Source organism: Actinosynnema sp. NPDC050436 (genome assembly GCF_040655415.1).
Lineage (GTDB): Bacteria > Actinomycetota > Actinomycetes > Mycobacteriales > Pseudonocardiaceae > Actinosynnema.
On record NZ_JBFAJV010000008.1, the window covers coordinates 239,313 to 250,414 of the forward strand.

The following is an 11,102-nucleotide window of genomic DNA, read 5'->3' on the forward strand; positions in this document are numbered from 1 at the left end:
GTGGGCCGCCCGTGCCCGGCCGGGGTACCTCCGATCGTGGGACGTCACACGGCGGGCAGGCCGCGCGGCGAGCGGGCAGGCCGCGCGGCGAGCGGGCAGCGCGCCGCGCCGACCTCCGTGAAAACCGCCCGTTGCCGAACCCGGCCCGCTGTCAGAACTGACCGCAGCACACGTGCGCGGACCACTCGGGCTGGTGCCACCAGTGCTCGTGGACGTGGGCCGCCGACGCCGCCGGTGGCACCGGTTCGGCGCGTGCCGCCGTGGGCGCGGTGCGGAACGGGTCGAGCAGGTCCGACACCTCGTGCAGCACACCGCCGACCATCACCCGGCGCACCGCCGCAGCGGCCCGGATGTCGGTCAGCGGGTTGCCCGACACGAACGCCACGTCCGCGTGCGCGCCCGGCCGCAGGGTGCCGATCTGCCCGGACAGCCCGAGCCACGCCGCCGGGTTGCGGGTCGCCGTGCGCAGCGCTTCCACCGGCGTGAAGCCGCCCGCCACCATCGCCCTCAGGTTCTGGTGCGTCGAGGTGGCGACGTAGTCCAGCGGCGCGTCCGTCCCGCAGATCACCAGCCCGCCCGCGCGCTGCACCCGCAGGACCGCATCCACCCAGCCCGCCAGGATCTCCTTCGACCACGGCGATTCCGGGGTGCCGGCCGCGTTCGCCTCGGCCACGTACCGTTCGTACTCCCACGGCGGGAACAGGATCCGGGTGCGCTCGTCGTCCACAAGGGACTTGTCGTCGGCGTAGAGCGCGCGGGAGTGGAACAGGGTCGGGGTGACCGACATCCCCGACTTCACGAACAGCTCCACCACGTCCTGGTACGCGCGGCCGGTGCGGCTGATGGTGTGCGAGTAGCCCAGCCGGTTGGTGGCGCCGACGTGCTCCATGCCGTCCATGCCGAGGGCCGCCGCCGGGTAGAGGTAGTGCGACGACAGCCGCAGCCCGCCCCGGTGCGCGGCCTCGACGGTCTCCCGCTGGAGTTCCACCGGCAGCCGCACGTAGGTCTTGACCATGTCGTAGTCGAGTTCGAGCGCCCGCTTCAGCTCCAGGTCCAACTGCCGGCGCGACAGCGTGGGCCGCATGAAGTTGTAGTACACCCGCGAGCCGTCGATCGCCTCGCCCGTGCCGTAGAACCGGGGCCCCACCAGGGTTCCGGCGGCCAGCGCCTCCCGGGTCTCCACCATCTGGTAGGCCGGGTCGCCCGGCGACCGGGTGGTGGTGATGCCGTACGCCAGCCACGCCCGGCCCTGCCGCGAGCCCCACTGCCGGCCGCGCAGGTGCCAGTGGTTGTGCGCGTCGATCAGCCCCGGGATGGCGACCAGGTCGCGGGCGTCGACCACGGTGTCGCCGGGTGACGCGCGGTGCGGGCGGATCTCCCGCACCCGGCCCTGCTCCACCACCACGTCCACGTCGTGGCGCAGCTTGTCGGACTCGCCGTCCCACACCGCACCCACGTGCACGATCGTGCGGTCGGGTGCCTTGGGCGCGCGCCAGGTGAGGTCGAGGCGGATGGTGCGGGCCTCGCCGCCCGCCAGCCCGATCCGGCGCAGCGTGCCGGTGCACAGGTAGACCAGCGCGTCCGAGCCGCTCCACGCCAGCGAGTCGGTCACCTCCTCGGTGACCTGGCGCGGCTCGCCGAGGAAGCGGCCCGCCGCGTCCACCGGCACCACCCAGGCGACGCTCTCCACCACGAACGCCAGGTGCCGGCCGTCGGGCGACCACACCGGCCCGTCGTCGCCCCGGGTGGCGATCGACCGGAACGGCATCGGTTCGGCGTAGCGCAGCCCGCCGTCCACGAGGTCCACGGTCAGCACCTGGCTGGTCCCCTCGCGGAACCGCCGGGAGAACGGCTTCACCGCCGCCAGCGCCAGCACCCGGCCGTCGGGCGACCACGTCGGGCGGCCCGGCATGAACAGCGCGGGGGTCACCTGCCTGCTGGTCCCCGCCGCGACGTCCAGCACCCGCACCGCGCCGTCGTGGTCGACGTAGGCGATCCGGCCGCCGTCCGGGGAGAACCTCGGCGCGGTCTGCGCCCCCGGCCCGGCGGGCAGCGCCCGGTCCTCGCCGGTGACCAGGTCGCGCAGGTGCAGCGTCGGCACGCCGGTCCGGTCGCTGGAGTACACGACCGACCGGCCGTCGGGCGAGAAGTCCGGGTCGGAGTCGAACCACGGGCCGTCGGTGAGCCGGCGCGGCCGGCCGCCGGCCGCCCCGACCAGGTGGACGGCGTTCAGCGCGCGGAAGGCGATCTTCGAGCCGTCCCGCGACACCACCGGCCCGGCGATGCCGCGCACGTCCACGGGGCCGGCCGGGTCGCGCCGCCGCCGGACCTCGGCGCGCGCGGCCACCGGCACCGACGCCGTGAACGGCACGTCCACGACGGTCCCGTCCTCGGCGCGGCGGCGGATGCGGCCGTCGGCGGTGTAGAGCGCGCTGCCGCCGGTCCAGGTGGCGGCGAACCCGAACACGTCCTCCCCCGAGGTGATCTCCCGGTCGCCGAGCACCAGGTCCGCCCGGCCGCCCCGGACCAGCGTGTAGGACAGCGCGCCGCCCGGCCCGAAGCTCGCGCCGTGCACCCGGCCGCCGGCGGGCGCGGTGACCACGCGGACCCGCTCGCCGGTCGCCACCACCACGACGTCGACGGACGTCTCGTCGGCGGTGAACGCGATCCGCGCGCCGTCGGCCGACCAGCGCGGCGCGGCGGCCTCGTCCGGCGGGCCGGTGAGCGCGGCCACCTCGCCGGAGGCGACGTCCAGCAGCCAGACGCCGTAGTGGCCGCCCCGGTCGCTGGTGAACGCGATCCGCCGGCCGTCCGGCGAGAACACCGGCTCCCGGTGGTCGAACCGCCCCGACGTCAACTGCCGGGGCTCGCCCCCGGCGACGTCGACCCGGTAGAGGTGGAAGTTCCCGTCCCGGAAGGACTGGAAGACCAGCGACCGGCCGTCCGGCGACCACGTCGGCAGGGTGGCGTCCTGGAGGTCGCCGGTCAGCCTGCGCGCCTCGCCGCCCGTGGCGGGCAGCACCCAGATCGCCGTCACCAGGTCGGTGGCCAGCCACTTCCCGTCCGGGGACGGGGTGACCGAGATGTTGGTGCCCTCCCTCAGCACGGCCCGCCGACCACCCGCCGGCGCGCTGCCGGTGGGCTCCGCGCGCGCCACACCGCCCACGGCGCCCGCAGCGCCCAGCGCCACCGCCACCTGACCGGTGCGCGTCAGCAGATCCCGTCGAGACAAGTCCTGCGGTGCCATCGCTCCCCCAAACGCGGCTGACTGCATCCGTCACCCACCTTGCCGGCCGCCGTGCCCGGCGCATGAGCCGTTCAGCCCCATCCCCGTTCACCCGGCGGGCCCACCCTGGCACCCCCGGGCAGCATCCGCCCGCGCGACCGGCGCGTCCCGGTCGCCCGATCGGTGCGCGTCCCCTTCGCGTTGTGCGGCAGGGGCTCTAGGGTGAGGGCGTCATGGCATCGAACTGGACCACGGCGGCAGCCCTGGCGCACCGGCTCCGCCGCAACCACCTCGCCGAGCCGTCCCGGGCCGGGCCCGCCACCGTGACCGGCGAGGTGTGCGCGTTCCACGCGCAGGCGCCGCTGGCCGCCGAACTGGGCCTGGCCGTGCGGTCCGCCCGGCTGGGCCGGGGTGCCTTCCAGGCGCTGGTCGACGACGGCGTGCTGGTGCGCACGTACGCCATGCGCGGCACGGCGCACCTGCTGGCCGCCCGGGACCTGGGCCTCTACCTGGCCGCCGTGCGCCGGGCGACCCCGGTGGAGGTCGTGGGCACCGGGCGCAGGCTGCTCGACGCGGCCCCCGAGGCGCTCGACGGCGGGCCGCTCACCCGCGCCGGGCTCGCCGCCCGGCTGACGGCGCTGACCGGCGTGACCGAGGTGGACGAGGCGCTGACCGAGTTCACCGTGCTGGCTGCGCACGCCGGCGTGCTCGCGTTCGGCCCGCCGCAGGACGGCAAGGAGACCTTCGTCCGGGTGACCCCCGACCCGGTGGACGAGGACGCGGCGCTGCACGAAGTGGTGCGCCGGTACGTGCGCAACTACGGCCCGGTCGCCCCGCGCGACCTCTCCCGCTGGCTGGGCGTGACCATCCCGGCCGCGCACGACCTCCTGCGCGCCCAGGACGTGGTCGACGTGCTCAACGGCTCGTGCGTGCTGGCCGAGGACGCCGACACCCGGCCACGCCCGGTCACCGGGGCGTGGCTGCTGCCCCGCTACGACGCGTGGGTGCTGGGCTCGGGCCAGCGCGAGGCGGTGGTGCCCGACGAGGTGAAGCCGCTGCTGCGCCGCCAGGTGCCCGGCCGCGCCAACCCGGGTCGCGGCGAGGGCGCGGCGGGCGTGCAGGTGGTGCTGGTCGACGGCGTCGTGCACGGGACGTGGCGCGGCACGCTCACCCACCGGACGCTGACCGTCGAGCTGGACCTGCTCACCACGCTCGCCCACGCGCACCGCGACGCGCTCGACCGCGCGGCCCGCCGGCTGGCCGCCCACCACGGCGCGGAGCTGCGGCTCTCGGCGGGCTGACCGCGCCCCGGCGTCTGGTCGCGGCTCGCCCAGGTCGCGGCGAGCCGGTGCCACGTGGGTCGCGCCTCGGCGGGCGGACGCTCGTTGGGGTGAAAGGCCCTGCTCGTCCGGGCCGGGCCGGCGGGGCTCGCCGATACTGGCGTTCCGGGGCCGCCCGGCCCCTCCGCCAGACGAGGGACGCCGGCTGCCCATGGACGCGCTGATCATCACGCTCGAACTGCTCGTGGTCCTCGGCGCGATCGTGATGGGCACCAGGTCCAGCGGCGTGGCGCTCGGGCTGTGGGGCGGGCTGGGCGTCGGCGTGCTGGTGTTCGTGTTCGGCGAGCCCGCCGGCACGCCGCCGGTGGACGCGCTGCTGATCGTGCTGTCCGTGGTGCTCGCCGCGTCGATGATGCAGGTCGCGGGCGGGATCGACTGGATGGTGCGGATCGCGGCCACGGTGATCTCCCGCTACCCGAGGCAGATCACGCTGATCGCGCCGCTGGTGACCTTCCTGTTCTCGGTCGGCGCGGGCACCTCGAACATCCTCTACCCGCTGCTGCCGGTGATCGGCGACGTGGCCTACCGCAACGGCGAGCGCCCGTCGCGCCCGCTGTCGCTGTCGGTGGTGGCCACCGGGGTCGCGCTGGCGTGCAGCCCGGTCAGCGCGGCGATGGCGGCCATGGTGACGCTCACCGACGTCGACCCGTACCGGTTCGAACTGGTCGACATCGTGAAGGTGACGCTGCCCGCCGCCGTGCTCGGCATCGTCGCGTCGTTCTTCGTGGTGCGGCGGCTGGGCCGCGACCTGGCCGACGACCCGGAGATCGCGGCCAAGGTGGCGTCCGGCGAGCTGCCGCCCGCGTCCCCCGGCTCGACCCGCGACCTGCCCGGGGCGACGCCGACCGGCCGGGCGGCGGCCCTGGTCTTCCTGTCCGGCGTGCTGGTGATCGTGGTGCTCGGGCTGTTCAAGGATTTGCGGCCGGAGGACGCGCGCGGCGCGGAGCTCGGCATGACGCCGATCATCGAGATGGTGATGTTCGCGGTCGGCACCGCGATCCTGCTGATCGCCAGGCCCAAGGTGGCCGACGTGCCGATGGCGAGCGTGTTCCGGGCGGGCATGGTGTCCGCGATCGCCCTGTTCGGCCTGGCGTGGCTGACCGACACGTTCATCTCGGCCCACCAGGCGCTGGTGGTCGACACGGTCGGCCGGTGGGTGGACGCCGCGCCGTGGATCTTCGCGCTGGGCGTGTTCCTGGTGTGCGTGGCGACCACCAGCCAGTCCACCGCCACCCGGACGATCGTGCCGATCGGCCTGGCCGCCGGCCTCGCGCCCGGGGTGCTCGCCGGCATGTGGGGCGGCGCGTTCGCGGGGATCTACGTGCTGCCCACCAACGGGTCGCAGATCGCCGCCGCGAACTTCGACCGGACCGGCAGCACGAAGCTCGGCAGCAAGCTGGTCGACCACTCGTTCTTCGTCCCGGCCGTGGTGCTCGCCGTGACCACGGCCGGGTTCGGTGCCCTGATCGGGCTGCTGGCCGGGGGCTGACCCCGGCGGATCGGAGGGCCATGTCCACCCCGGTGCTCATCCCGCGCGGCACCCGCTTCACCGCCGAGGACATCACGTTCTACGCGGACCGCGACCGCCGGTCGCCGGCCGAGGCGCTGGCCGGCGCGGACCTCGTGGTCGCCTGCCCGCACGGCGGGGCGGCCATCCCGGAGGAACTGGCCGGGTTCCTGTCCCCGGCGCTGACCCGGCGGCTCCAGTACGACTTCACCGACTGCTCGACCGCGCCCGTCGTGCGGCGGTGGGCCGAGCTGGACCCGGGGGTCGTCTGCGTGGTCAACCCGCACCCGAGGCTGGTCCGCGACCCCAACCGGGCGCGGCCCGACGACCTGGCGGCCGGGCTCGCGGAGGCGTTCGAGCGGGTCCGGGCGGCGGGGCCGGGCAACCGGGTCGACCTGTCCGGCTGCGACGCGGTGCGCCCGGTGACGTTCTCGTTCCTGCCGGTGTTCACCGGGTGGTCCGCCGAACTGGCCGAGGTGCTGGCGGAGGTCGCGGCCGTGGGCGTGGACGTCTACGAGCGCACCCGGGACGACCTGGTGGCGCGGGCCGGCGGTGCCACGTTCCTGTCGTTCCACGACACCATGAACCACACGACCCGCCCGGACGGCGCGGTGGCCGTGCCCCGGCCCCCGGCCGACCGCCTGCCGCCGGTCGTCGCCCTGTCCAACCGGGGCGACGAGCACGGCGAGCCGCGCGGCCCGGAACCGGTCACCATGCGCCCCGCCTCGCTGCGGGCGCTGGCCGCCGCGCACCGGGTCGGGTTCACCGTCGGCGACCCGGACGACGTGGCGCTCAACCGGCCGTACCTGGGCAGCAACGAGATCGTCCACACCGCCGCCCGGTTCCCCGGCGTCGAGGCGGTGCAGGCGGAGTTCCTGCGGGAGCACCTGCTGGGCCCGGAGGCCACCGCCCGGCTCAGGGCACCGGGCACCGACTGGCCGGACCTCTGCCCGGCGCGCGTGAGCCGACTGGCCCTGGCGTGCAAGGCGAGCTGGGACCGCTACCGCGCGCACCGCCGCGGGTCGTCCCGGCACTGACCTCCGCGCCACCTCGGACGCCCTCGCCTGCCGGACCGCTCCGGTGGGAGCTCCTCACGGTCGTGGACACGACCCAGGGGCATCCACAGTGGACGGATGGGTCGAGCGCGGCGGCCGGGTCAGGACTCGTCGGCGAAGGCGAGGCCCCGCTGCGCCAGCTCCTCGCGCAGGATGGCGATCCCCTTCTTGCCCATGCCGTGGATCTTCAGCAGCTCCTTGGCGGTGGTCGCGGTGAGCTGCTCGTAGCGGGTGTACCCGTTGAGCGCGAGCACGCGCCGGGCGACCTTCCCGATCCGGTGCGGGAACTCGGTGTCCGGCTCCTCGACTGCGGTCACGACCACTCCCCTCCCACGGTGTCCGCGCACGGTAGCACCGCGCGGGTCACGGGTACCGGATGGCGACGTCCATCAGGCTGTGCCCCGACGTGGACGGGTCGAACGTGTCGAGGTTGGTGAACACCGTCACCGACGTCCGCGTGCCGGGGTGGATGCCGTTGTAGGTGCGGAACCCCGGCAGCCGCCCGTTGTGCTCGACCGCCGCGTCCCTGCCCTCCCGCCAGGTCTGCACGCCGTACCCGTAGCGCGCGCTCATCCCCGGGATGGGCACGGCCGGCGCGAGGACCAGGTCCCTGGTCGCCGGGGTGAGCAGCGGCGGGGTGCCGGTGAGCAGGAAGGTGTTCCACCGCGCCAGGTCTGCGGTCGTGGCGTAGAGCGCGCCGTCCGCCTGGAGTTCGTGGTCCACCGGCTCGGCGGGCGTGGTCGGTGCCGCGTAGCCGACCGCGCGGGTCGTGGGGTCGGCGGCGGGCCAGTCGGTGCCGGAGTCGCCCATGCCCAGCGGGTCGAGCAGGGACGCGCGCAGGAACGCGCCGTAGGTCTGGCCGGTGACGTGCTCGACCACCGCGCCGAGCACGGCGTAGCCGGCGTTGCTGTACGCCCACGTGCCGGCGGTACCCAGCGGCCGGGCCATCACCACGGCCGCGAGTTCGGCGTGCGTCGGCTTCGGGGCCAGCAGCGCCACCCGCTCCGCGTGGGCGTCCGCGACGTCCTCGACCACGCCGGCGGTGTGGGTGATCAACTGCTCCAGGGTGACCGCCGACCACGCCGGCACGCAGGACGGCAGGTGCGCGCACGCCGGGTCGGTGACCTTCAGCCTGCCCTGCTCCTGGAGCAGCAGGACGGCGACGGCGGTGAACTGCTTGGTCACCGACGCGACCCGGAAGCGGGTGCCGAGCGCGTTCCGCCGGCCGGCGGCGGTGTCGGCGTCCCCGAACGCGCGGGCCAGCAGCACCCGGCCGTCCCGGCGCACCTCGACCACGCCCCGGAAGCCCTGCCGCTCCAGCGGGCTGACGGCCTGCTCCAGGCGGGCCACGACGTCCGGCGCGGAGGACGACGGCGCGGCGGGCGCGACCTCGCCGCCGCAGCCGGCCACGAGCGCCAGCGCGCACACCACGGCGCACACGGCGGCCACCACGCGCATCCCGATCATCGATCCCCCTCGGAGGTCCCCGGCAGGCAGACATTCTCCCCCGGCGCGCGGCGGTCCGACGCCGGCGAACGGAGCAAGCGCGGCAGTCGTCCACGGTGGACTCCAGGGTCGGGTTTCCGCAGCAAGGGGGCCGTTATGACGATGTGTTATGCCTGTGGTCGCGGTCGGTGGCGCTACCTTCGCCACAGATCGACACCACAGCCGCACCGCCACGGCCACGGGTCGGCACACGACGGCAGCATCGAACGAAGGAGCGGGCGTTGTTCCGAGCGAAACTTGTGGCGGCGATCGTCGGTGCGATCGCCTCGGTCACCCTGGTCGGCACCCCGACCGCCGCGGCGACCGGGGAGGCGCAGCCCTCGGCGGTGCGCACCATCTACTACGACTCCAGCCGGGCCGCCGAGCTGGCGCCGCTGGTCGACCAGGCGGCGCAGATCTGGAACGCGGGCGTGACCAGCGTCAAGCTGGTCAAGGGCGCGGGCGGCATCTCGGCGTCGACCGCGCAGAACGGCGCGGCACCGGGCATGGCGAGCTGCGTCGGGTGCACCCGGGGCACGATCACCTTCTACCGCAACCAGATCCGGTCGTCGGGCGCGGCCCCGCTGCGCGTGGTCGTGCACGAGTTCGGCCACATCCTGGGCCTGAACCACCCGCAGGACATCGGCAACTGCGACAAGGTCATGGCGGGCGGCCGGTGCGACAACGCCCAGCCGAACGCGCAGGAACTGGCCGCAGTCCAGCGGTTCTGGGCGTCGCGGGGCCTGGCCCCGGCACCCGGCGCGCAGCCGGACGAGAGCACCGTCTTCGACGCCCCGGCGTCGGCCGGCGTGTAGCGGAGCACGCCACGGGGCCGGTGCGCACCGGGGTGCGCACCGGCCCTCGTCCGTCCGGGGGCGGGACGGGTCGGACGTGGCCGGGCGCGGCGCGAGGCCGAGCGGGGCCAAGCGCGAGGACGCGCAGGTCGGCCCGGACGCGGTCGCCGAGGTCCGTGCGATGTCGGTTTTTCTGGACTTGCCAGTCCATTTTTTCGGGTGCACGGTGGATCCCGACCACCTGATCGCGGACGACCCGCGAACGACCCCGAGGGGACCCCGATGGATCTTCAGCTCACCGGCAAGCGCGCGCTCGTGACCGGGTCCAGCTCCGGCCTGGGCGCGGCGATCGCCGCGCTGCTCGCCGCCGAGGGCGCGGAGGTGGTCGTGCACGGGCGCGACGCCGAGCGCGCCGCCGCCGTGGCCGCCGACATCCGGGCCGCCGGCGGCAAGGCCGACCACGTCGTCGGCCCGCTGGGCTCCGACGCCTCGGCCGTCGCCGTCGCCGACGCGGCCGGTGCGGTCGACGTGCTGGTCAACAACGCCGGGTACTTCGACCTCAGCCGCGACTGGTGGTCCACCACGCCCGACGAGTGGCTGGACATCTACAACACCAACGTGGTGTCCGGCGTGCGGCTGATCCGCCGGCTGGTGCCCGCGATGCGGGAGCGCGGCTGGGGCCGGGTGATCCAGATCGGCAGCGCCACCGCCGCGCACCCCATCCCGCAGCAGCCGCACTACAACGCCACCAACTCCGCGCGGGAGAACCTGACCCGTTCGCTGGCCCGCGAGCTGCGCGAGTCCGGCGTCACGTCGAACCTGGTCGCGCCGGGCGGCATCCTCAGCGAGGCGACCCGCGAGCGGTTCACCGCCGTGGCGGCGGCCGACGGCGTCACCGGGACGTGGGAGGAGGTCGAGCGGGCGGCGGTGCGCCTGCTCGCGCCCAACGACGTCGGCCGGGTCGCCCGGCCCGTGGAGATCGCGGGCGCGGTCGCCTACCTGGCGAGCCCGGTGGCCGACTTCCTCACCGGGGTGACCCTGCGGTTCGACGGCCACTGGTACCACGGCTGACCGCCGAGTCGCGCAGCCGCGCGAGGTGCCAGTCGAGCGCGGCCTCCAGGTGCGCGGTGGAGCCGGTGGACAGCATGATCGTCACGCCGCCCTGCACGGCGGTGAGCAGGGCGCGCGCCGCCGGCTCCACCTCGAACGCCGGGTCGAGGTGCCCACCGTCCCGCAGCGCCCGCATCCCGTCCGCGAGGTGGCCCTCCCAGCGCCGCAGCAGACCGTCCACGACGGACCGCGCGCCGACCCCGGACCTGCCGACCTGGAGGAACAGCGAGCCGAGCGGGCAGTTGTCGCCCAGGTCGCGGTAGCGCCGCAGCACGATGTCGCGCCACTCGTGCCAGGCGGCCCAGGTCGACAGGTCGCCCAGGCGCGGCTGCTGGTCGTCGATGACCAGGTCGGCTTCGTGGCGGGCGACGGCGAGCAGCAACTCGTCCTTGCCGTCCGGGAAGTAGTGGAAGAGCTGGCTCTTGCTGGTCCCGGTCTCCGCGCGGATGTCGTCCAACGTGGTGTCGGCGACGCTGCGGTCGCGCAGCAGGCGTGCCGCGCCCGCCACGATCCGCGCCTTGGTCGCCTCGCCCTTGGGCGTCAACGCTCTGCTCACCCCGCCGAAGCTAGCCACGCCCCCGACGC

At 75.1% G+C, this 11,102-nt stretch carries 9 protein-coding genes; 5 read left to right on the top strand and 4 right to left on the bottom strand.

Annotated elements, in window-relative coordinates; genetic code table 11:
- Positions 1–151: 151 nt before the first annotated feature.
- Positions 152–3,247: an amidohydrolase family protein gene (locus AB0I60_RS21105; protein WP_360732151.1), complete on the bottom strand. Its 3,096-nt coding sequence runs from the start codon at positions 3,245–3,247 to the stop codon at positions 152–154.
- 212 nt (positions 3,248–3,459) lie between these two features.
- Between AB0I60_RS21105 and AB0I60_RS21110 the strand changes: the two genes are divergently transcribed.
- The 3 genes from AB0I60_RS21110 (at position 3,460) to AB0I60_RS21120 (ending at position 7,110) form a co-directional block, all read left to right on the top strand.
- Positions 3,460–4,527, top strand: a complete 1,068-nt coding sequence (locus tag AB0I60_RS21110) for a crosslink repair DNA glycosylase YcaQ family protein (RefSeq protein ID WP_360732152.1) — start codon at positions 3,460–3,462, stop codon at positions 4,525–4,527.
- 190 nt (positions 4,528–4,717) lie between these two features.
- On the top strand, positions 4,718–6,055 hold the full coding sequence (locus AB0I60_RS21115; RefSeq protein ID WP_360732154.1) for an anaerobic C4-dicarboxylate transporter family protein: 1,338 nt from the start codon (positions 4,718–4,720) through the stop codon (positions 6,053–6,055).
- Between the two features lie 20 nt (positions 6,056–6,075).
- The gene (locus AB0I60_RS21120) at positions 6,076–7,110 is read left to right on the top strand and encodes an N-formylglutamate amidohydrolase (protein WP_360732156.1); all 1,035 of its coding nucleotides are present in this window, start codon (positions 6,076–6,078) and stop codon (positions 7,108–7,110) included.
- A 119-nt stretch (positions 7,111–7,229) separates the two neighbouring features.
- On the opposite strand, the gene AB0I60_RS21125 is transcribed toward AB0I60_RS21120, so the two are convergent.
- Together AB0I60_RS21125 and AB0I60_RS21130 are read right to left on the bottom strand one after the other, a co-directional pair.
- Positions 7,230–7,445: a hypothetical protein gene (locus AB0I60_RS21125; protein ID WP_360732158.1), complete on the bottom strand. Its 216-nt coding sequence runs from the start codon at positions 7,443–7,445 to the stop codon at positions 7,230–7,232.
- 46 nt (positions 7,446–7,491) lie between these two features.
- Complete coding sequence (locus AB0I60_RS21130; protein ID WP_360732160.1) at positions 7,492–8,595, bottom strand: serine hydrolase domain-containing protein; 1,104 nt, start codon at positions 8,593–8,595, stop codon at positions 7,492–7,494.
- A gap of 260 nt (positions 8,596–8,855) precedes the next feature.
- Here AB0I60_RS21130 and AB0I60_RS21135 point away from each other — a divergent pair, with 260 nt between their 5' ends.
- Positions 8,856–9,428 (top strand): snapalysin family zinc-dependent metalloprotease, encoded by a 573-nt coding sequence (locus AB0I60_RS21135; protein ID WP_360732162.1) that lies wholly within the window; start codon positions 8,856–8,858, stop codon positions 9,426–9,428.
- 261 nt (positions 9,429–9,689) lie between these two features.
- The gene (locus tag AB0I60_RS21140) at positions 9,690–10,478 is read left to right on the top strand and encodes an SDR family NAD(P)-dependent oxidoreductase (RefSeq protein WP_360732163.1); all 789 of its coding nucleotides are present in this window, start codon (positions 9,690–9,692) and stop codon (positions 10,476–10,478) included.
- On the opposite strand, the gene AB0I60_RS21145 is transcribed toward AB0I60_RS21140, so the two are convergent.
- On the bottom strand, positions 10,432–11,073 hold the full coding sequence (locus AB0I60_RS21145) for a TetR/AcrR family transcriptional regulator (RefSeq protein WP_360732165.1): 642 nt from the start codon (positions 11,071–11,073) through the stop codon (positions 10,432–10,434). The two genes, AB0I60_RS21140 and AB0I60_RS21145, sit on opposite strands and share 47 nt — an antisense overlap.
- Positions 11,074–11,102 lie beyond the last annotated feature (29 nt).